Annotated in this window: 18 protein-coding genes; 13 read left to right on the top strand and 5 right to left on the bottom strand. The window is 71.8% G+C overall.

Annotation, left to right across the window (positions count from 1 at the left end; all coding sequences use genetic code 11):
* The first annotated feature begins 3 nt into the window (after window positions 1-3).
* On the top strand, window positions 4-807 hold the full coding sequence (locus GH723_RS14135; RefSeq protein ID WP_153760252.1) for a ParA family protein: 804 nt from the start codon (window positions 4-6) through the stop codon (window positions 805-807).
* 2 nt (window positions 808-809) lie between these two features.
* Complete coding sequence (locus GH723_RS14130; RefSeq protein ID WP_153760251.1) at window positions 810-1,103, top strand: hypothetical protein; 294 nt, start codon at window positions 810-812, stop codon at window positions 1,101-1,103.
* A 13-nt stretch (window positions 1,104-1,116) separates the two neighbouring features.
* Here GH723_RS14130 and GH723_RS14125 read toward each other — a convergent pair whose 3' ends face one another.
* A complete protein-coding gene (locus GH723_RS14125) occupies window positions 1,117-2,025 on the bottom strand; it encodes a hypothetical protein (protein WP_153760250.1) in 909 nt (302 codons plus the stop codon).
* 66 nt (window positions 2,026-2,091) lie between these two features.
* On the opposite strand from GH723_RS14125, the gene GH723_RS14120 reads away from it, so the two are divergent.
* The 8 genes from GH723_RS14120 (at window position 2,092) to GH723_RS14085 (ending at window position 11,180) form a co-directional block, all read left to right on the top strand.
* Window positions 2,092-3,603 carry an ABC1 kinase family protein gene (locus GH723_RS14120; protein ID WP_153760249.1) on the top strand — a complete coding sequence of 504 codons (1,512 nt, stop codon included), beginning with the start codon at window positions 2,092-2,094 and terminating at the stop codon, window positions 3,601-3,603.
* Between the two features lie 43 nt (window positions 3,604-3,646).
* Window positions 3,647-4,030: a CBS domain-containing protein gene (locus GH723_RS14115; protein WP_153760248.1), complete on the top strand. Its 384-nt coding sequence runs from the start codon at window positions 3,647-3,649 to the stop codon at window positions 4,028-4,030.
* Between the two features lie 127 nt (window positions 4,031-4,157).
* Window positions 4,158-5,285, top strand: coding sequence for an amino acid ABC transporter substrate-binding protein (locus GH723_RS14110; protein ID WP_153760247.1), 1,128 nt, complete (start codon window positions 4,158-4,160; stop codon window positions 5,283-5,285).
* 63 nt (window positions 5,286-5,348) lie between these two features.
* Entirely contained in the window at window positions 5,349-6,470 is a 1,122-nt protein-coding gene (locus GH723_RS14105; RefSeq protein WP_195210317.1) for an amino acid ABC transporter permease, read from the top strand.
* Complete coding sequence (locus GH723_RS14100; RefSeq protein ID WP_153760245.1) at window positions 6,467-7,696, top strand: amino acid ABC transporter permease; 1,230 nt, start codon at window positions 6,467-6,469, stop codon at window positions 7,694-7,696. Before GH723_RS14105 ends, GH723_RS14100 begins: the two co-directional genes overlap by 4 nt.
* Window positions 7,693-8,469 (top strand): amino acid ABC transporter ATP-binding protein, encoded by a 777-nt coding sequence (locus GH723_RS14095; protein ID WP_324248581.1) that lies wholly within the window; start codon window positions 7,693-7,695, stop codon window positions 8,467-8,469. Before GH723_RS14100 ends, GH723_RS14095 begins: the two co-directional genes overlap by 4 nt.
* A 106-nt stretch (window positions 8,470-8,575) precedes the next feature.
* The gene (locus GH723_RS14090; RefSeq protein WP_153760244.1) at window positions 8,576-9,706 is read left to right on the top strand and encodes a D-alanyl-D-alanine carboxypeptidase family protein; all 1,131 of its coding nucleotides are present in this window, start codon (window positions 8,576-8,578) and stop codon (window positions 9,704-9,706) included.
* Window positions 9,707-9,728: 22 nt separating this feature from the next.
* Window positions 9,729-11,180, top strand: a complete 1,452-nt coding sequence (locus GH723_RS14085; protein WP_153760243.1) for a glycosyltransferase — start codon at window positions 9,729-9,731, stop codon at window positions 11,178-11,180.
* Window positions 11,181-11,190: 10 nt separating this feature from the next.
* Here the strand turns inward: GH723_RS14085 and GH723_RS14080 are convergent, their stop codons facing one another.
* Window positions 11,191-11,661 carry a GNAT family N-acetyltransferase gene (locus GH723_RS14080; RefSeq protein ID WP_153760242.1) on the bottom strand — a complete coding sequence of 157 codons (471 nt, stop codon included), beginning with the start codon at window positions 11,659-11,661 and terminating at the stop codon, window positions 11,191-11,193.
* Between the two features lie 52 nt (window positions 11,662-11,713).
* Between GH723_RS14080 and GH723_RS14075 the strand changes: the two genes are divergently transcribed.
* Together GH723_RS14075 and GH723_RS14070 are read left to right on the top strand one after the other, a co-directional pair.
* Window positions 11,714-13,123: an HNH endonuclease gene (locus GH723_RS14075; RefSeq protein ID WP_195210316.1), complete on the top strand. Its 1,410-nt coding sequence runs from the start codon at window positions 11,714-11,716 to the stop codon at window positions 13,121-13,123.
* An 82-nt stretch (window positions 13,124-13,205) separates the two neighbouring features.
* The gene (locus GH723_RS14070) at window positions 13,206-14,060 is read left to right on the top strand and encodes a class I SAM-dependent methyltransferase (protein WP_229022844.1); all 855 of its coding nucleotides are present in this window, start codon (window positions 13,206-13,208) and stop codon (window positions 14,058-14,060) included.
* Window positions 14,061-14,078: 18 nt separating this feature from the next.
* Here GH723_RS14070 and GH723_RS14065 read toward each other — a convergent pair whose 3' ends face one another.
* A complete protein-coding gene (locus tag GH723_RS14065; RefSeq protein WP_153760240.1) occupies window positions 14,079-16,133 on the bottom strand; it encodes a DNA gyrase/topoisomerase IV subunit B in 2,055 nt (684 codons plus the stop codon).
* Window positions 16,133-18,541, bottom strand: a complete 2,409-nt coding sequence (locus GH723_RS14060; protein ID WP_153760239.1) for a DNA gyrase/topoisomerase IV subunit A — start codon at window positions 18,539-18,541, stop codon at window positions 16,133-16,135. The genes GH723_RS14065 and GH723_RS14060 overlap by 1 nt, the downstream gene beginning before the upstream one ends.
* Before the next feature lie 301 nt (window positions 18,542-18,842).
* On the opposite strand from GH723_RS14060, the gene GH723_RS14055 reads away from it, so the two are divergent.
* Complete coding sequence (locus GH723_RS14055; protein ID WP_153760238.1) at window positions 18,843-19,649, top strand: class I SAM-dependent methyltransferase; 807 nt, start codon at window positions 18,843-18,845, stop codon at window positions 19,647-19,649.
* A 100-nt stretch (window positions 19,650-19,749) separates the two neighbouring features.
* Here GH723_RS14055 and GH723_RS14050 read toward each other — a convergent pair whose 3' ends face one another.
* Window positions 19,750-20,895 (bottom strand): AI-2E family transporter, encoded by a 1,146-nt coding sequence (locus GH723_RS14050; protein ID WP_153760237.1) that lies wholly within the window; start codon window positions 20,893-20,895, stop codon window positions 19,750-19,752.
* Window positions 20,896-20,910: the final 15 nt, after the last annotated feature.

Below are 20,910 nucleotides of genomic sequence, written 5' to 3'. Positions count from 1 at the left end.
GGGATGTTCGCGCTCGCGGTGGTCAACCAGAAGGGCGGGGTCGGCAAGACCACCGTCGCGCTCGGCCTGGCGGCCGCGGCGTCGCTGACCGGTCGCCGTGTGCTCGTCGTCGACCTCGACCCCCAGGCCAACGCCACCACCGGCCTCGGCGTCTTCGACCCGGCGCACACGGTCGACCACGTCCTCGCCGACGAGCGCCCGGGCAGCATCGCCGACATCGTCGTGCCCTCGGGCTGGCCGGCGCCGGTGGGCACCGCGCCCGACGTGGCCCCGAGCTCACCGTCGCTCGCCAACCGCGAACCCCAGCTCGCCACCGACCCGGTCGGCGCCCAGGACCGCCTCCACGTGGCGCTGAGCGGCTCCGATCACGACCTGGTCCTCATCGACTGCCCGCCGTCGCTCGGCCTCCTGACCGTCAACGGCCTCTTCGCCGCCGATCGGGCGCTGGTCGTCACCGCGCCGTCGGCGTGGGCGTCCGACGGCGTGGCCCAGGTGCTCACCACCATCGACCGGGTCGGTCGCCGCCGTCCGGGCGGCCTGCCCGTGGCCGGCATCGTGGTGAACAACGTGGGACGGACCCGCGACGCCGCCTACTGGCACGAGCAGCTGCGGTCCGACCACGCCGACCTGATCCTGCCGTCGGTGCGGCAGCGGGCCGCCATCGCCGAGGCGGGGGCGCAGTCCCTGCCGGTCCACGCGCTGGGTGGTCGCGCCGGGGCGGGCGAGGCAGCCGACGAGTTCGCGGCGCTGCTCCGTGCCGTCCTCGCCGGGGCCGCAGAACCGCAGATGGCCGCCACGCCGGAGTGACGATGTCCAGCTACGACCCGCGCCGTTCGCGCCCCACGCCGAAGGTCACACCCGACGAGGAGTCGGCGCCGATCGACGTGCTCCTCGGGCCGGACCCGAGCCCCGCCGAGCCGGATCCGCTCGCGACCACCGCCCCGTCGACCGAACCCCCGCCGGTGGCGGCGGCCGACCTCCCGCCGGCCGCCGGCATCCAGTCGATGGAGGTCCGCCCGTCGGCGCTCGCCCAGCTGGCTCCCCTGCTCGGCGTCGCCCTGCTCGCGGTCCTCGTCTGGTTGGTGCGGCGCTCCCGCCGCTGAGCTGTCGCCGGCCTCAGGCCAGGGGCCGGCCGAAGGGCAGCTCGTCCCGCCACGTCGACAGGAAGGCCTCCGCCGCGTAGCACGCCCCGAGCACCGGGCCCTCGTCGTGCGACATGACCTCGCGCACCGTGGCCGCGACCCACGCTTCGGCGGCGGCGACGGCAGCGTCGGGCGTGTCGGCGTCGGCCGGCCAACCCGCGAAGGTCGGCCCGGCGAGGGTCAGGAAGTCGGGCAGCGCGACGACGTCGCGGCCGTTGAGCACGGCGAGCCCCTTCGCCGACAGGGCGTGGGGCCCCGTGGGCACGACGACCTTCGAGCGGATCGCCGCGGCCATCGCCCCGTCGACCATGCCCTGGCGGGAGCCGCACAGCAGCACGTCGGCCTCGGCGGTCAGGTCCGGCGTGACCGAGGCGGCGCCACGCGCCTCGAGGAGCGCACCGATCCGCTCGGCGTCGGGTCCCGGTTCGACGGCGGCGGTGACGCCGTCGAGCGAGCCCAGCGCGGCCTCGGCGGCCACGACCACGCCGAGCGCGTGCAGGTGGGCGGGCAGCGGATGGCCGTCGACCGCCTCGTCGCGCAGCGCAGCACGCGGATCGCCCTCGCGCAGCGGCTGGAGCGCCGCAGGGTCGACGCCCTTGCCCGCATCGAGCACGAGCTCCCCGCTGGCGGCGCGGGGCGCGAGCTCCTCGACGAAGGCGGCGATCGCCGCCTCGCGAGCGTCGTCGTCGGCGCTGATGCCCGCCGACGCGCCGCCGACCTGCAGCTCGCGCAGGGCGAAGGTGTAGGTCGTCGTGCGCGCCATGGCCTTGGCGCCGCCCTGGAGCACCTTCCCCGCAGCCCGAACGACGCCGGTGGAGCACGGCGCACCCTCGAGGTCGATGGCGACGAACGCGTTGGTCTCGTTCAGCTTCTCGATCTTCACGTCGAGGATTCTGGCCCCCGAGGTCCCGCCGTGCGAAACGCCCGCAGCGCCCGCTAGACCCTCGACGTGGGTCGACGTCGAGCAGCTCTCGGGCCGGCAGCGGTCGTCGCGGCACTGGTCGCGGCGGTCGCCGTGTGGCGCGTGCGGTCCCGCGACGCCGCGGTCCACCGTCGCACGCGACTGGCGCGCAACGCCTCGCTCGCCCGGGTCGGCGGCACGACCGCCGCCGGCTACGCGGCCCACCGCGCTCGCCGGGTGTTCGCCGCGGCCGAGCGCCGCGAGGAGCTCGACCGCAGCTTCGAGCTCCGGACCGCCGAGCAGGTCGTGGCCACCCTGGGGAACCTGAAGGGCGCCCTGATGAAGGTCGGCCAGATCGCCAGCTACCTCGACCAGGGGCTGCCCGAGCACGTCCGGACAGCGCTCGCCCAGCTCCAGGCCGACGCGCCGCCGATGAGCGAGGAGCTGGTCGAGTCGGCCCTGCGGGCGGAGCTCGGGGCCGGTCCGGCGGAGCTGTTCGCCGAGTGGGATCCGACGCCGATCGCCGCAGCGTCGATCGGCCAGGTGCACCGCGCCATCACCCGGGACGGCCGGCCGGTGGCGGTGAAGGTCCAGTACCCGGGCGTCGACGACGCGATCCGCAACGACCTCGCCAACGCCGACGCCGTCTTCGGCGCGATGACGCTGCTCTACCCGGGCCTCGATCCCGAGCCGATCGTCCGTGAGCTGCGGGAGCGCATCGAGGAGGAGCTCGACTACCGCATGGAGGCCGCGCACCAGCAACGCTTCGCCGACCACTACCGCGGGCACCCGACGATCCACGTCCCCGACGTGCTGCCGGAGCTGAGCACAGGCCGGGTGCTGACGAGCGAGCTGTCCGACGGGGTGCGCTTCGACGAGATGCTCTCGTGGTCGACCGAGGAGCGGAACCTCGCGGCCGAGACGATCTACCGCTACGCGTTCGGGAGCATCTACCGGCTGGGCGTGTTCAACGGCGACCCGCACCCCGGCAACTACCTGTTCGCGCCGGGTGGTCGCGTCACGTTCCTCGACTACGGCCTGGTCAAGCGGTTCACGGAGTCGGACCTCGACGGCTTCGAGCAGCTGATCCAGGCGGTCGTCGTCGACCCCGACCCGGGGCGCTTCCGTGCCGTCGTCGACCGCCTGGGGATCGTGCCGGCCGCCGCGCCGATCTCCGACGCCGACGTCTTCGAGTACTTCACCCACTTCTACGAGTTCGTGCGACTCGACGGCCCCTCGACGATCGACGACGCCTACGCGTCGCTCATCGTGCGGCACATGTTCGACGCCACAGGCCCCTACGGGCACGTGATGCGGGCCATCAACGTGCCGCCGTCGTTCGTCGTCATCCAGCGCATCAACCTCGGGCTCTACGCGATCTTCGGGCAGATCGGCGCGACGGCGAACTGGCGGCGCATCGCCGAGGAGCTGTGGCGCTTCACCGACGGCCCCCCGTCGACGCCGATGGGGGAGGCGATCGCAGAGTGGGAACGGCGCCGTGGGCCCACGGCGCTGGGGACCTTCGGCCCTGTCGAGGATCGGAGCGTCGCGGGAGATTGAGGTCAGCAGCCGGAACCGCCGGCTCGAGACCCCGGAGACCCCGATGCTCAGCACCGCCAACCCCATCGCCACGGTCATGCGCCGCACCACGGTCACCGTGCGGCTCGGTTCGACGTTGCGTGAGATCTCCGAGGTGCTCACCCGCGAGGAGGTCGGTGCCGTCGTCGTCAAGGGTGCCCAGCCGATCGCCGGCATCGTCTCCGAGCGCGACGTCGTCCGCGCCCTCGCCGAGGGGGCCGACCCGGACGAGGAGCGGGCCGAGGACGTGATGACCTTCGAGGTGGTCACGGTGGCGCCCGACGAGAGCCTCGCCGAGGTGGGTCGGCGCATGGTCGACGGCGGGATCCGCCACCTGCCGGTCGTCGAGGACGGCGTGCCCGTCGGCATCGTCTCCATCCGCGACCTGCTCGCCGCCGACTCCGCCTGAGCCGGACGTGGGCGCGGGCGTCGCGCCTGCCGTGTGAACGCACGGCGACACCTTCCTGACTTTCCCGACGCGCGTCGGTGGCCATGACCTACCGTCTGGCCACCACGAACGAAGGGGAGTGTCCGACATGAACCAGAGAAGGTGGCGATGGGCGGCGGTGCTGGCGGTGGGAGCGATGCTCCTCGGCGCGTGCAGCGGCGACGACGCCGACGACGATGCATCCGACGACGGCAGCGACACCACGCAGGAGACCGTCGAGTTCCAGCCGGCCCAGGACGGTGAGAGCCTGCTCGCCTCGGTGCAGGAGGCTGGCACCCTCGTGTGCGGCGTCAACGACGCCGTGCCCGGCTTCGGCGTGATCGACGAGGAGGGCAACTTCTCGGGCTTCGACATCGACTACTGCCGGGTGATCGCCGCCGCCGTGCTCGGCGACGCCGATGCCGTGGAGTACCGGCCGCTCGCCGCGGCCGACCGCTTCACGGCGCTGCAGTCCGGCGAGATCGACGTCCTCGTGCGCAACACGACGTGGACCGCCACCCGCGACGGCGGTGAGGGCGCCGCCTTCGCCATGACGACGTTCTACGACGGCCAGGGGATGATGGTCCGCAGCGGCGAGTACTCGTCGATCGACGACATGGACGGCACCTCGATCTGTGTGCTGTCGGGCACGACGACCGAGCTCAACCTCGCCAGTCGGTTCAACGCCGCCGGCCTCACCTACGAACCGCTGTCGTTCGAGGACAACGACCTGTTGCGTGAGGCGTTCATCAGCGGCCAGTGCGACGGGTGGACGTCCGACAAGTCGCAGCTCGCCGCGGTCCGCTCCGCCTACCCCGACGCCGACGGCGGACCCGAGGCGCTGACGATCCTCGACGAGACGTTCTCGAAGGAGCCACTCGGCCCGGCGGTGCGCGACGGCGACCCGCAGTGGTACGACGCCGTCAACTGGGCGGTGATCTCCACGATCCAGGCCGAGGAGTGGGGCATCACGAGCGAGAACGTCGACGACTTCCTCGACAGCGAGGACCCGGAGATCCTCCGCTTCCTCGGTCAACCGGCCGGCGAGGACAACGCCGTCCTCGATCCGGGTCTCGGCCTGTCGGAGGACTTCGCCTACGAGGTGATCTCCCAGGTGGGGAACTACGGCGAGATCTACGAGCGCCACGTCGGTCCCGACACCGCGCTCGGGCTCGAGCGGGGCCTCAACGACCTCTACACCGAGGGCGGACTCCTCTACCCGCCGCCGTACCGGTAGCCGCACGCCGGCGTGACGGCGACCACCTCGACCAGGAGGCCACCCCCGTGGCGTGACGCGCGCGTGCTGCGCGGCGCGCTGCAGGTGGTCTTCCTGGTCGGCGTGGTCCTGCTGCTCCGCTGGCTGTTCGGCAACCTCATCGGGAACCTCGACCGTGCCGGGCTGAGCACCGACCTCAGCTTCCTCGACCAACCGGCCGGCTTCCAGATCCTCGGCTCGGACTTCAGGGCCAGCCAGACGGTGCGCGAGGCCCTGCTCGTCGGCCTGGCCAACACCATCTCGGTGGCGGCGATCGGCATCGTGCTCGCCACGATCCTCGGCGTCGCCGTCGGGGTCGCCAGCCTCTCCACCAACTGGCTGGTGCGCAAGGCGGCGACGCTCTACGTCGAGACCCTGCGGAACCTGCCGCCGCTCATCGTCATCGTCTTCACGTTCTCGGCGGTGATCCTCCGCCTGCCCCGCATCCAGGAGGCCGCCGACTGGTTCGGCCTCGTCATCGTCAGCAACCGGACGATCGGCATCGTCGCGCCCGCCTTCGAAGGGCCCCGCGCGGGCACCTACCAGGTGGTCCTGCTCGTCGCGCTCGTCGGCGCCGCCGCGGTGTGGATCTGGCGCACGCGGCGCAACGTCGCGACCGGCGAGCCGCACCACCGTGTCGCGCTGTCCGCCGCCGTGGTGCTCGTCGTCGGCGGCGTCGGTTGGTTCGCCCTGGGCGGCCCCCTCGTGCTCGACCGACCGCAGATCGTCGGCGTCCAGGTCGAGGACGGGTGGGCGATGAGCGCGAACTACGCGGCGCTCCTCCTCGCGCTCGTGGTGTACACGGCCAGCTACATCGCCGAGATCGTCCGGGGCAGCATCCAGGCGGTGCCGAAGGGCCAGGTCGAGGCATCGGATGCCCTGGCCCTGTCCGGCTTCCAGCGGCTGCGCTTCGTCGTGCTGCCCCAGGCGTTCCGCATCGCCGTGCCGCCCATGGCCAACCAGTACCTCAACCTGACCAAGAACTCGTCGCTCGCCCTGGCGATCGGCTTCTTCGAGCTGACCCAGACGACGCTCACCGTCATCGGCAACGGCAACCCGGCGCCCCAGTCGATCGGCCTGATGATGCTGACCTACCTCGCGCTGTCGCTCACGATCGCCGCCGTCACCAACCTCGTGAACCGCCGCCTCCACCTGGTGTCGCGATGACGACGGCCACGCGCGTCCGAGGGGCCACCGGTCCGCTCCCGTGGGTCCGCAGCAACCTGTTCAACAGCACGCTGAACTCCGTGCTGACCGTGGTGTTCGGGGGGTTCCTCGGGTGGGCGGCCTACCGGCTGCTGGCGTTCGTGTTCGTCAACGCGGACTGGGAGATCGTCCGCCGCAACCTCACGCTGTTCATGGTCGGCCGCTTCGATCGCTCCCAGCTGTGGCGCCCGTGGGCGGCCGGGGCGGTGCTGGCGCTGTCGCTCGGGCTGACAGCGGGGATGTTGGCATCGGCCGCAGCCGCCGACGCCGAGCGTCGCGGCCGCAGCGTGGAGCACCTGACCGCGGCCAGCGCGCTGCGGCGCTTCTGGCCGCTGATGCTGATGGTCGTCGTCGTCCTGTCCTTCACCCGCACCATCGCGCCGACGTTGCTGACGATCGGCGTCCTCGCCCTCGGCGCCGCCGGCGTGGTCGCAGGGCGTCGGGCCCCCGCCGGGTTCCGCCGCTACGGCGTCCTGGTGTTCGTCGCCGGCTTCGTGGTGTCGGTGCTCGTCCTCACCGCTGCGGGAGGCGTCGGGTGGGACGGCTGGAGCGGCCTGCACCTCAACCTCTTCGTCACCTTCGCCGGCATCATCCTGGCCTTCCCCCTCGGTCTGCTCCTGGCCCTCGGGCGGCGGTCGCGCCTGCCGGCGGTGCGCATCGTCTCGGTCGCCTACATCGAGTTCTTCCGGGGGGTCCCGCTCATCGCCCTGCTGATCATGGCGCAGCTGATGATCGGCTTCTTCCTGCCGCCGTCGATGTCGCCACCGAGCCTGGTCGTCCGCGCGCTCGTCGCCATCGTGATCTTCGAGTCCGCCTACATCGCCGAGATCGTCCGGGGCGGTCTCCAGAGCGTGCCGCGCGGGCAGATCGAGGCCGGTCAGGCGGTGGGGCTCTCCACCTTCGCGGTCATGCGGCGGATCGTGCTGCCCCAGGCCCTGCGGGCGGTGATCCCGGCGATGGTCGGCCAGTTCATCAGCCTCTTCCAGGACACCACGCTGCTCTTCGCGATCACCCTGACCGAGGTCCTCGCCGTGGCCGACTCCGCCACGAGCCAGGACGACTTCGTGGGACGTGGGTTGCAGGCGGTGACGCTGCCGTTCGTCGCCTTCTTGTTCTGGGCGGTGTCGTACTCGATGTCCAGGGAGAGCCGACGGCTCGAGACCCGACTGGGGGTGGGTGTGAGATGACCGACACGTTGAGCTCCGGGGCGACGGTGCCCGGCGGCACCGGCGAGCCGATGATCGTGCTCGAGGGGGTGCAGAAGCTCTTCGGGGACTTCCAGGCCCTGCGCGACATCGACCTCGTCGTCGGGCGCCAGGAGGTCGTGGTCGTCTGCGGGCCGTCGGGCTCGGGCAAGTCGACCCTGATCCGCTGCATCAACCGGCTGGAGGCGCACGACGCCGGCCGGATCCTGGTCGACGGGGTCGAGGTCAACGACGACGTGCGCAACGTCCAGACCGTGCGGCGGGAGACCGGGATGGTCTTCCAGTCCTTCAACCTGTTCCCGCACATGACGGTGCTCGAGAACGTCACCCTGGCCCCGCGGCAGGTGCGGCGGCAGGCGGCCAAGGAGGCCGAGGCGACCGCCATGGAGCTGCTCGAACGGGTGAAGATCCCCGAGCAGGCCCACAAGTACCCCGGGCAGCTCTCGGGCGGTCAGCAGCAGCGCGTGGCCATCGCCCGGGCACTGGCCATGCGCCCCAAGGTGATGCTCTTCGACGAACCGACGTCGGCCCTCGACCCCGAGATGGTCGCCGAGGTCCTCGACGCCATGAAGGAGCTGGCCCGCAGCGGCATGACGATGATCGTCGTCACCCACGAGATGGGCTTCGCTCGTGAGGTCGCCGACCGGGTCGTCTTCATGGCCGACGGCGAGGTCGTCGAGGTGGGGTCCCCCGAGCACTTCTTCGAGGATCCGCGGGAGGAGCGGACGAAGCTCTTCATCTCCCAGATCCTGTGACGCCTGCCCCGTCGGGGGCGAGGTTCCTCAAGAGCGGCCGGAAGTCGGCCGATGGATGACACGGCCGCACGGCCTGCTGCCGTGCACCGTCCTCCCGAGGTTCCACGTGTCATCGGTTCGCACCCGTCGCTGGCGGCTGATCCTCAGCGGCACCCTCCTCGTCGCAGCGCTCGCTCCGGCCGTCGCCGGCGCGGATCGTGCCGACGACGACCGCCAGGCCCTCGCGGAGCGCCAGCGTGCCCTCGTCGCCGAGCTGGACTTCCTGGAGGCATCCGACGCCGAGCTCCGTTCGGCGATCGCGGTGCTCGACGACTACGTGGCGCTGAAGACGGCGGAGGTCGCGGAGGCGCAGGACGTCTACGCCCAGGCGTACGTCACCGCCGAGGCCGCGCGTCGCGAGGAGGCCGCCACCCAGGCCGAGGTCGCGCAGCTCGAGGAGCAGATGGCGGCGATGGCGGTCGCCGCCTACGTGGCGCCCCCGCAGGCCGACCGCATGGAGACCATGCTGCACGCCGCCGCGCCGAGCGACGCCGTCTCGCTCGAGGTGTACCTCGACGTCCAGAACCGGCGGGACACCGACATCGTCCGCCAGCTGCGCGAGGCACGCGGCCGGCTCGGCGACCAGCGTCGCGACGCCGAGGACGCCGAACGGCGTGCCGAGACCGCCCAGGAGCGCGCCGTGCAGGAGCTCGCCGACCTGGTCGGCGCGCGCCAGGAGCAGGCCGACCTGCACGCCGCGGTGCAGCACCGCATCGGCGAGGCGTCGCACGAGACGGGGCTGGTGGCGCTGCAGCTGGCCCAGGTGAACCGCGGCCTCGTCGACGGGACGCGCGCGACCGGGGACGTGCCGCTCGTCGACGTGCGTGGGTTCCGCGTCCACCGCTCGATCGCGCCGCAGGTCGAGGGCCTCCTCGCCGCGGCCGAAGCCGACGGGATCCACCTCGGTGGCGGCTCCCACCGCACGAACGAGGAGCAGATCCGCCTGCGGATCGCCCACTGCGGCGGCGACGACCCGTACTCGGTGTGGGAGCGGCCCGCGGGCGAGTGCTCCCCGCCCACCGCCCGCCCCGGCTCGTCGCTCCACGAGCTCGGCCTGGCCATCGACTTCACCTACGACGGCCGGACGATCTCCTCCCAGGACAGCCCGGCGTTCCAGTGGCTCGCGGCCAACGCCCACCTGTTCGGGTTCCACAACCTGGCGAGCGAGCCGTGGCACTGGTCCGTCGACGGAACCTGAGGCGCGTACCCTGGTGTCGGTGGTGAGCGAGCGAGACGAACGGGCATGCCTCTCGGTGGTCATGCCGTGCTTCAACGAGCAGAAGACCGTCCTCGAGGTCGTGGCATCGGTCCTCGCGTCGCCGTTCACGGCCGAGCTCATCATCGTCGACGACGGCTCGACCGACGGCACACGGGACCTGCTCGCCACCATCGACGACCCGCGGGTCCGCGTGCTCCTCCAGCCCTTCAACCAGGGCAAGGGCGCGGCGCTGCGCCGGGGGATCCAGGCGGCGACGGCGGACTTCGTCATCATCCAGGACGCCGACCTCGAGTACGACCCGACCGACTACGGCGTGCTCCTCGAGCCGCTCCTCGACGGTCGGGCCGACGTGTCCTACGGGTCGCGCTTCCACACCAGCCGCCCGCACCGGGTCCTGTACTACTGGCACTCGGTGGGCAACCGTTTCCTCACCATGGCGTCGAACGCCGTCACGAACCTCAACCTGTCGGACATGGAGACCTGCTACAAGGCGTTCCGCCGCGAGGTCATCCAGGGCATCGACATCGAGGAGGACCGCTTCGGGTTCGAACCCGAGGTCACCGCGAAGATCGCCGCCGGGCGTTGGCGGGTGTACGAGGTCGGGATCTCCTACGACGGACGGACCTACGCCGAGGGCAAGAAGATCGGGTGGCGCGACGGCGTGCGGGCCATGTACTGCATCGCTCGCTACTCCCCACTGGGCCGCCGCCTGGCCGGTGGTGAGGCGGAGCGGGAGCGGACCCCGGCGGCGTTCAGCGAGGCCGACGAGGAGCTCGCCGAGACGCTGCACTCGCTCGACGGCGCCGACAACTACGTCGGGTGGCTCGTCGACATGCTGGCGCCGCACCTCCGGGGCGACATCGTCGAGCTGGGAGCCGGTCACGGCACCCTCACCCAGCGCCTGGCGGCCTTCGGGCCGGTCACGGCGGTCGAACCGTCGCCCCGCGGCGTGGCCCGGATGCGCGAGCGCTTCGCCGGCGACGACCGGATCACCGTCGTCGAGGGCGACGCCGCCAGCCTGCCGCCCGGCTGCTGCGACACCGTGGTCCTCTCCAACGTCCTCGAGCACATCCCCGACGACGTGGCCGCCCTGCGGACGCTGCGCGCCGCGCTGCGGCCCGGCGGTCGCGTCGTGGTGTTCGCCCCGGCGTTCGACGCCCTCTACAGCGAGTTCGACGCCAAGGTCGGCCACCACCGTCGCTACCGGCTCGGCGGGTTGCGACGCCGCCTCCGCCAGGCCGGCTTCGACGTCGTCGACGCGCGCTACGTCAACGCGCTCGGCGCCGTGGCGTGGTTCGTCTACGCCCGGCTGCTCCGGCAGGTGCCGACCCGACCTCTCTCGGCGGGCCTCTACGACCGCCTCGCGGTGCCCCTCGTCCGCCGCATGGAGGCCGGACGGAGCGTCCCGGTGGGCCAGTCGGTCCTCGCGGTGGGCGAGCGGCCGACCAGCTGACGGCGGCGGGTCAGCCGAGCTCGCGGGAGAAGTAGAACGCCCGCTCGCCGGTGTCGGGCTCGATCCACGAGAAGCCCTGGCGCTCGTAGAAGCGCTGGGTGTCCACGTCCGCCTCGTCGACGTTGATCTCGACCAGCTCGACGCCGCGCTCGCGGCAGTTGGCGATCACGAGCTCCATCACGCGGCCGCCGATGCCCTGGCTGCGCAGGTCGGGACGGACGTAGAGCTCGTCGAGGAGGGCGACCGGCCCGTCCCACCAGACGTTGGGTCGGAGCGTGACGAGCGCGACGGCGACGGCCGGCTCGCCCGCGAGCACGGCGAAGGTGCTGTCGCCGGCGAGCAGCGCCCGCAGGCGCGGGGCCAGCACCTCGGCGCCGGGGCTCGGCGTGTCGAACTCGGTGTTGAAGTCGTGGAGGAGCTCGGCGACGACCTCGGCGTCGTCGGCGGTGGCGAGGCGCGGCCGCGGCGGGGAGTGGGCCATGGACCGCCAACCTACCGGTGCGCCACTTCTCGCGCCTGTACACATACTTTCCGTGAGTGTCACAGCTCCTTCGTATCATTGGTGCATGGACGCGATAGAGCGGGGCGTGAGCGACGTGGTCGCCCAAGTGGGCCGGGAGCTGGCATCGGTCCTGGCGCCGGAGCGTGGTCTCGATGCCGATCTCGAGCTGCTCGATGCGACGGACCTCCTCGAGGTGACGGGTGCCGTGGAGCAGGCGGGGCGGCTGATCGACGCCCTGCGGGTGGCTCTCGCCGGTGCGATCGACCGTTCCGGTGCGCACGGTGTCGACGGCCATCGCACGGCGAAGGCTGCGTTGGTGCACCTCTGTCGCGTGTCCGGTCCCGAGGCGCATCGGCGGGTCCGTACGGCGCGTGCGCTGCGTCGACTGCCGGACGTCGCCGGCGCGTTCGCCGCCGGGCGGATCCCGCTGGAGATGGCCCAGGCCATCGGGCGGGCCACGTCGAACCCGCGGGTGCAGGCGTTCCTCGACGGCGCCGACCCGATCTTCGCCGAGCAGGCCGTCGAGGAGCAGCACGAGCCGTTCGTGGCCTGGCTGGGGGAGTGGGAGCGGTTGGCCGATGCCGACGGCGCCGAGCAGCCCGGCGACGCGGCGCACCGTCATCGGCGGGTCACGTTGGTGCAGAACCAGGCTGACGGGTCGTGGCTCCTGAGGGGCCAGTTCGGCCCGGTGCAGGGCGCGGCCTTGGCTGACGTGCTGTCCGGGTTCGAGTCGGCGGAGCGGTTGGCTGACCACGAGGCTGCCGTGACCCGAGCGGGTACGGATGCGACCGCGGCGGACCACGCGCGCTCTGCGTCGCAACGGCGCGCCGATGCACTCGTGGCGATGGCCGCCCTGGCCGCGACCTCCGGCGCCGAGGGCCGCCGGGCCGAGCCGTTGGTGAGCATCGTGATCGACCAGCGCTCCTACGACGACGGCCTCGCCCGACTGGCGGGCGCGCGACGCGGCCCTGGTGCGGCTGTCGGGGCCGACGGTCGGGGCGGCGACCGGGTCGACCTCCAGGGCCGGATCTGCGCGACGACCACGGGGCACCGGGTCACCCCCTCCGATGCGGTCGCGGTGTCGCTGATCGGGCACGTGCGACGCGTCGTGATCGACGACGACGGCCGGGTCATCGACCTCGGCCGGCGGCGCCGCCTCTTCACCGGTGGAGCCCGCGAGGCCGCGGTACTGCAGGCGGTGCTCGACCGACGCGGTGGCCTCGCGTGCCTGTGGTCGGGGTGTCACTCACCGCCCCAGGCGCTCCAGGTCGATCACACCGAGCAGTGGACCCGCGGAGGCTGCACCGACGTCGCCAACAGCTCGTTGTTGTGCGGCCACCACAACCGCCTCAAGGAGTCCGGCTACCGACCTGTGCGCGGACCCGACGACACGTGGCAGCTCCTCCGCCCGGACGGCACCCCCATCACCCCTCCGGTCTGAGCGTCCGGGCGCTGGCAGGCAACGCGGCGATGCGCCCTGAGCTCCGAGGGCACCACGGTCGCGCCACTCGTAGCCTGTCGCCGTGCTCGACGAACCCGACGACGACGTCCGCAGCGACGGCGGCTACCTGGTGACCAACCACGCCAACTGGGAGGCGCGGGTGCCGTTGCACGCGGCCTCGCGCGACTACGGGCTCGATCGGTACGCAGCCGAGCCCGAGCGGCTCTCCGACGTCGTGCGGTTCGATCTGCCCCGGCTCGGGGACGTCGACGGTCTCGACGTCGTCCACCTCCAGTGCCACATCGGCACCGACACCCTGTCGCTGGCCCGCCTCGGCGCATCGGTCACCGGCCTCGACTTCTCCGGGTCCGCGCTCGAGGTGGCACGGGACCTGTTCGCCACGTGCGAGACGCCCGGCGAGTTCGTCGAGTCCACCGTGGACGACGCCGTCGTCGCGCTGGGGTCCGAACGGTTCGATCTCGTCTACACGGGGGTGGGAGCGATCTCGTGGCTGCCGAGCATCGACCGATGGGCCGAGGTGGTCGCTGGGCTGCTGCGGCCCGGTGGTCGGCTGTTCATCCGCGACATGCATCCCATGCTGTTCACCCTCGACGAGAGCCGGGACGACGACCTGCTCTGCGTGCGGTTCCACTACTTCGAGTCACCGGGTGGCGAGCGCTTCGAGTCCGAGGTGACCTACGTCGACCACGAGGGGACCCTCTCGTCGCCGGAGGAGGTCTCGTTCAACCACGGCATCGGCGAGATGCTCACCGCCGTCCTCGACCACGGGATGACCATCGACGCGTTCGTCGAGCACGACACCTGCCCCTGGCAGGCGCTTCCGCAGATGGTCGAGACGGAGTCGAACGAGTGGGCGCTGCCCGACGGTCGCGAGCGCGTCCCGATGACCTTCACACTCGGGGCCACCAAGCGCTGACGTCCGACGAGCGGTCGGTCAGACGTCCAGGGCGTCCTGGTCGACGAACCTCGAGTTGGCGAGCAGGAAGTCCCGCCGCCGGTTGACGTCGTTGCCCATGAGGACCTCGAACAGGTCGGCGGCGCGGGCCGCGGCCTCGGCGTCGTCGACGGTCATGCGCTTCAGGATCCGGCTGCCCGAGTCGAGCGCCGTCTCGGCCAGCTCGGCGACGTCCATCTCGCCGAGGCCCTTGAACCGGCTCCACTGGATGCTCTCGGCCTTCCGGTTGCCCTTGGTGAGCTCGGCGACGATGCGGTCGCGCTCGGCGTCGCTCCAGGCCCGGTAGGTCTCGCCGCCCACCTTCGTGGTGTACAGCGGGGGCTGGGCCGCGAAGATGCGACCGGCGTCGAGCATCGGGCGCATGTAGCGGTGGAACAGGGTCAGCAGCAGGCAGCGGATGTGGCTGCCGTCGACGTCGGCGTCGCAGAGGATGACGATGCGGCCGTAGCGGGCGAGGTCGAGGTCGAAGTCCTTGCCCTGACCGGCGCCGATGGCGGTGAAGATCGCCTGGGCCTCGGCGTTGTCGAGGACCTGCTTCATCGTCGCCTTGCCGGCGTTGACGATCTTGCCCCGCAGCGGGAGCACGGCCTGGGTCTCGGAGTTGCGGCCCTGCTTGGCGGGGCCGGCGGCGGAGTCGCCCTCGACGATGATGAGCTCGGAGTCGAGGCCGTGCACCCGGCAGTCGGCCAGCTTGTCGGGCATGCCGGTGGCGCCGAGGTTGGCGGCCTTCCGCTTGGTCTCGAGCGCCTGCTTCGAGGTGACGCGGTTGATGACGGCGTTGGCGACCTTGTCGCGCACCGCGTTGACGTGGGTCTTCTTGCCGTCGCCGCCGATCCAGTTGGTGAAGTCGCGCTTGACGACCTCGTAGACGATGCTCTGCACGCCGGGGGTGCCGAGCTCCTCCTTGGTCTGCCCACGGAACTGCGGCTCGGGCAGCGTGACCTTGAGGGCCGCGACGAGCCCCTCCTGGATGTCCTCCTTGGTGGCGTTGCCCTTGCCCTCCTTCGCCAGCTTGGCGAGCTTGCGGAGGTCGTTCAGGAGCACGTCGTTGACGACGCGGGTCATCGCCCGCTCGAAGCCGGCGACGTGGGTGCCGCCCTCGGTGGTGGGGATGGTGTTGACGAAGCTGACGACGACGGGCTCGTACCCCTTGACCCAGCGGAGCGCGACCTCGACCGTGCACTCCCGCTCGATCTCGGTCATCGCCCCGCCCTGGGCGACCTTCTCGGTGAAGGTGCCGAGCCCCGAGAAGCGCACGACCTCGGTGAGGTTCTCCCCGACGCTCAGGTAGTCGACGAAGTCGGCGAGGCCGCCCTTGGAGACGAACTCCTCGGTCTCGCCCGAGGCGCCCGGACGCTTGTCGGTGAGGCGGATCTTCAGGCCGGGCACGAGGAAGCACATGCGGGCCAGGCGCTCGCGGACCGACGCGTACTCGATGGTGGCGTCGGGGTCGAAGACCTCGGTGTCGGGCCAGAAGCGGACGCGGGTGCCGGTGGTGCCGCGCCGCACGCCCTTCACCTTCTCGAGCGTCGAGGTGGGGGTGAACGAGCCGTCGGTCTCGAAGCGGCCGGGGAGGCGCTCGGAGAAGCCGAGCCGCCAGGTGGCGCCGTCGCGGTCGACCTCGGCGACGAGCTTGGTGGACAGCGCGTTCACGACCGAGGCGCCCACGCCGTGCAGGCCACCGGACGCGGCGTACGCGCCGGAGCCGAACTTGCCGCCGGCGTGCAACTCGGTGAACACGACCTCGAGCGCGGTGCGCCCCTTGTCCTTCACGTCGATGGGGATGCCCCGGCCGTCGTCGGTGACCTCGATCGAGCGGTCGCGGTGGAACGTGACGTCGATCTTGGTGGCGAAGCCGCCGGCCGCCTCGTCGACGGCGTTGTCGACGAGCTCCCAGAGCAGGTGGGAGAGGCCGTCGGAGCCCGTGCCGCCGATGTACATGCCCGGCCGCTTGCGGACCGCCTCCAGCCCCTTCAGGACTTGGATGTGGGAGGCGTCGTAGTCGGCGCCCTCGGCCTTCCTGCGGGTGGGCATCAGAACCTCCGGGTGCCGACCGCGAGCAGCCGCTCCTCGGTGGCGGTGCTCAGCGTGTCGCGACGGGTGGGGGAGAGGGGGAGGACGACCGGCGTGCTGTCGGGCCGGGTCGGGTTGTCCTCCTTGCCGACGACGGCGACGAGGTCCTCGACCGGTGCGACGTGGGCCCAGGCGAGCCGCTTCTCGCTCTTGAAGCGGGTGAGGCGGACGCCGCCGGTGGCCCGACCCTTGGTGGGGATCTCCGCCACGTCGGTGAGCTTGGCGGTGCCGGTGTCGGTGACGCTCAGCACCATCGCACCGGGGACGGCGAGGCCCGCGCCGACCACGGTGGCGTCGCCCTTCAGCTTCATGCCCGCGACGCCACCGGCGGCCCGGCCCTGGATGCTGACCTGGTCGACGACGGTGCGCAGCGTCTGCGCGTCGGAGGCGATGATGACCACCTCGTCGTCGTCCGCCGCCTCCAGCACCGCGACGACCTTGTCGTCGGGCTTGAGGCCGATCACGTTCTGACCGGACTTCGTGCCGGCGAGCTCGTCGGGCGCGACGCGCTTGGCGACGCCCTTGCGGGTGACCAGCAGCAGCGGGTGCTCGCCCGGCGTGGTGATGGTGACGACCGACTCGCCGTGCTTCAGGTCGACGACCTCGCTGGCCGCGGCGCCACGGTTGCGTCCCGCGACCTCCGGCACCTCCATGGCGGTGACCGTGAGCGCCCGACCCGTGTCGGTGATCGCGAACACCGGCTGGTGGTTGGTGGTGGCCACCGACGCGACGAGGACGTCGTGGCGCCCGAGGCTCGGCTTCGGGGTGCCCTCGCCCGGCTCACGCCCGAGCAGCCCGCTGGTGGTGAGGGTGACGATGCACGGGTCGTCGGTGATCTCGAGCGGCACCGGCTCGGCCGGCTGCGCGTCGCGCACCTGGTCGGCGGAGATCACCGTCGAGCGGCGCTCCCAGCCGTGGCGCTCGACCAGCTTCCCGAGCTCCTTCAGCACGAGCGTCCGCTGGCGCTGCTCGCTGCCGAGGATGGCCTCGAGGTCGGCGATGGTGGCGACAAGCTCGTCGCGCTCCTCCTCGAGCTTCAGCTTCTCGAGGGCGGTGAGTCGGCGCAGCGGCATGTCGAGGATGGCGTTGGCCTGGATCTCCGAGAGGGAGAAGCGACCCATCAGCCCGGCGCGGGCCTCGGCGGTGTCCTGGGAGCCGCGGATGATCCGGACGACCTCGTCGATGGCATCGAGGGCGATGAGGAAGCCCTCGACGATGTGCAGGCGGTCCCGGGCCTTGCCGAGGCGGAAGCGGCTGCGGCGCACGACGACGTCGAGGCGGTGGTCGACGAAGGCCTGGCACAGGTCGTAGAGGCCGAGCGTGCGGGGCTCGCCGTCGACGAGCACCACGTTGTTGATGCCGAAGCTCTCCTCGAGCGGCGTGAGGCGGTAGAGGTCGGTGAGCACGGCGTGGGGGTTCACGCCGGTCTTGCACTCGATCTGGATGCGCAGGCCGTGGTGGCGGTCGGTCAGGTTCTTGACGTCGGCGATGCCGTTGAGGCGACCGGCGAGCATGAGCTCCTTGATCTTGGAGATCACCCGCTCCGGGCCGACGAGGTAGGGCAGCTCGGTGATCTCGATGCCCTGCTTGCGGGCGGTGACCTGGCCGACCTCGGCGCGGGCCCGGACGCGGATGCTGCCCCGCCCGGTCTCGTAGGCGTCGCGCAGGCCGTCGTCGATGACGATGCCGCCGGACGGGAAGTCCGGTCCGGGGAGGACGGCCATCAGCTCGTCGATCGTGGGCTTCGGCCGGCGCTTGGTCATCGCGAGCTTGATGGCCTCGTGCACCTCGCCGAGGTTGTGGGGCGCCATGTTGGTGGCCATGCCCACGGCGATGCCGCTGACGCCGTTCACGAGCAGGTTCGGGAGCAGCGCCGGCAGGGTGATCGGCTCGGAGCTCTCGCCGTCGTAGGTGGAGCGGAAGTCGACGGTGTCCTCGCCGATCTCGCCGATCATGTCCATCGCCGCGGTGGTGAGCCGGCACTCGGTGTAGCGGGCGGCCGCCGGCGGGTCGTCGAGCGAGCCGAAGTTGCCCTGGGGGTGGACGAGCGTGACGTTGCGGCCGAAGTCTTGGCCCAGGCGGGTGAGGGCGTCGTAGATCGCGCCGTCGCCGTGGGGGTGGTACTTGCCCATCGTCTCGCCCACGACGCGGGCGCTCTTGCGGGTGGGGGTGTCGTCCCGGATCCCCATCGAGTGCATGGCGTGGAGGATCCGGCGCTGGACGGGCTTGAGGCCGTCACGCACGTCGGGCAGGGCGCGCGACGTGATGACCGACATCGAGTAGGCGAGGAACGACTCGCTCATCTCCTCCGCGACCGGGACGTCGACGACCTCCCGAGCGAAGGGGACGAGCTCACCCTGGTGGGCCATGCGGCTGGTGCTCCGAGGGGGTGGGCGGGCAGGACGTGGGGCTGTCCGAGCCTATCGACCGAACGCCCGTTCGCCGGGCATCCCCACACGCTGCTCCCGTGCCCTTGGGGAGCCACACCACCCCCGGGCGTGTCCCGGCGCCCCAAGGGCGCCCCACGGGGAGGCGCAGCACCTCCTGGCGTGCTGCGGCTCCCCATGGGGGCGCGGCGACACGCATGGGGCGTAGCGTGTCCGGCGCAGGTGGACGAGGTGCGTAAGGAGGCTCCATGAGAGCTCACCACCGTTCTCCCGGCGGTCGGACATGACCTCCGTCGCCGACCACTATCGGCGCTCGAACGCCCTCGAGCTGGTCACCGCGGCGCTCGACGACATCGCTCCCGACGGGCGGCAGCTCACGCTCGACGAGCTCGCGGGCTTCGACCACTTCCACACCGCGGGGGCGGTCGCCACCGAGCGGATGGCCGCGCTGCTGTCCCCGACGGCGTCGGACGTGGTGCTCGACGCGGGGTGCGGCCTCGGCGGCCCGGCGCGCCACCTCGCCGACAGGTTCGGCTGCCGGATCGTCGGTGTCGACCTGACGCCGATGTTCGTCGAGGTCGGCCGGCTCCTGAACCGGCGGACCGGGCTGGACGAGCTCGTCGACCTGCGGGTCGGCGACGTCACCGCGCTCGACCTGTCCGACGCCTCGGTCGACCACGCGTGGACCCAGCACGTGGCCATGAACATCGCCGACCGCGCCGGCTTCTACGCCGAGATCCGCCGGGTGCTGCGACCGGGCGGCCGATTCGCGACGTTCGACGTGATCGACGGGGGAGGCGGCGAGCTGCTCCTCCCCGTGCCGTGGGCCACGGAGCCGCACCAGAGCCACCTCGTGACGCGCGACGAGCAGCGCCGCCTCGTCACCGGGGCCGGCTTCCGCGTGGACGTCGAGGAGGACCCGGCTGACGAGCTCCTCCCCGCCATGCGGGCGATGCTGTCCGAACCGCCGACCAACGGGCTCACGACGGCGACGTTCATCGACGACATCGAGACGAAGGGGCCGATGTACCTGCGCAACCTGGCCGAGGGGCGCACCGCCCTGTCGCTCCTGGTCTGCACCGCGGTGTGAGCCCTCGGGAGCGAGCGCCGATCTCGGTACGGGTTGCGACCTCTGGTGTCGCCATCCGTACCAAGATCGGAGGAGTCGGACCGGCGACGACGAGGTGGGGTCAGGTCCGGCGGAAGCGTTCGAGGAGGCCCGGGCGGGCGGCGGCCTGCTGGGTGAGGGCCGACTCGACGACGTCGTGACGGGACAGGTACGTCGACACGAACGCCTGCACCGTCGCGGCCACCGGGAGGGCCAGCAGCGCCCCGACGACGCCGAGGATCGCCGAGCCGGCGATGACCGCCCCGAACGCCACGGCGGCGTGCAGCTGCATGGTGTGCGCGCTGACGCGGGGGAGCAGCAGGTAGTTCTCGATCTGCTGGTACACGACGACGATGCCGACCACCCAGACCGCGGTGAGCGGGTCGTGCAGGAGGCCGATGACCAACGGCAGGGCGCCGGCCAGGTACGTGCCGACGACGGGGATGAACTGGCTCATCACACCGACCCAGAGGGCGAGCGGCAGCGAGTACGGCACCTCGGCGATCTCGAACGCCGCCCAGTGGAAGAGCGCAGAGATCGTGGCGAGGAGAGCGCGGGAGTAGATGTAGCCGCCGGTCTTGGCGATGGCGATCTCCCAGACCTTCAGCACCTCGCGCTGGAGGTCGGGCCGCAGCGCCGAGCACAGCGCCCGGCGGAGGCGGGGGCCGTCGGCCACGAGGTAGAAGGTGAACAGCAGGATCGTGAGCAGGTTGAAGACGGTGCCGAGGATCCGGGAGCTGATCTCGAAGATGTTCCCCGCCATCTGCGTGGCGATCTCCTGGGCCCGACCGCCCTCCTGGAACTCGGCGATGAGCTCGTCGGCCTCCAGCTCCAGCTCGAAGGTGCGGTTCGCCCAGTCCTGGACCTGCTCGATGTACTCGGGCATCCGGTCGATGAGGTCGGCGACCTGCTCGACGAGCAACCGTCCCATGAAGAACGAGAACACGCCCATCGCGACGGCGAGGCCGACGAAGGTGAGGAACGTGCCGAGTCCCCGCCGGATGCCGCGGGCCTCGAGCCAGTTGACCGCCGGCTCGATGGCGAAGGAGAGGAAGAGGGAGACGAGCAGGATGACCAGCAGGTCCTGCAGGCGGCCGACCAGCCACCGGAGGACGCCGAGAGCCGCCACCCCGACGAGGAACATCACGATCGCCCGCGGCACCCACGACGGCATGGGCTCGCGTCGGTACCGGGGCATCGTCGTCGCGCCCGCGTCGGGCTCGGTCATGGCGTCACCGGCGCC

The sequence above is a fragment of the Actinomarinicola tropica genome, assembly GCF_009650215.1.
GTDB classification, from domain to species: Bacteria; Actinomycetota; Acidimicrobiia; order Acidimicrobiales; family SKKL01; genus Actinomarinicola; species Actinomarinicola tropica.
The sequence above is the reverse complement of the archived record's forward strand: the minus strand, read 5'-3'. Positions and strand labels throughout refer to the sequence as shown.